The sequence below is a fragment of the Actinomadura barringtoniae genome (assembly GCF_017573505.1).
In the GTDB taxonomy this organism is placed as follows: Bacteria; Actinomycetota; Actinomycetes; order Streptosporangiales; family Streptosporangiaceae; genus Spirillospora; species Spirillospora barringtoniae.
Window position 1 is genome coordinate 1 of the sequence record NZ_JAGEOJ010000073.1, and the last position, 330, is coordinate 330.

At 66.4% G+C, this 330-nt stretch carries 1 protein-coding gene; it reads left to right on the forward strand.

Annotated elements, in window-relative coordinates; translation table 11 throughout:
• Window positions 1–330, forward strand: a 330-nt coding sequence (locus tag J4573_RS53455; RefSeq protein ID WP_208264196.1) for a condensation domain-containing protein, incomplete at both ends; no start/stop codon positions are given.

The window sequence follows — 330 nt, forward strand, 5'->3', positions numbered from 1 at the left end:
GCTCCAGAACACGGGTGGTGCCACCCTCACCCTTCCCGGTGTCGAGAGCGAAACCGAGTCCGGAACAGCAACATCGGCCCGGCTCCAGCCGGTCGCGGCCGCCAAGTTCGACCTTGACCTCACCGTTACCGAGCACTTCGCGGAAAGCGGAGAATCGCAAGGACTCTCCGGCACCGTGATCGCTGCCGCCGACCTGTTCGACCCCGGCACGGTCGCAGCCCTCGCCGAACGCTTCGTCCGAGTGCTGGAGACCGTCGCGGCGGATGCCGACCTGCACCTCTCCGAAATCGGCATCGTGTCCGAGAAAGAGCGTCGCGAAGTCGTGACGGG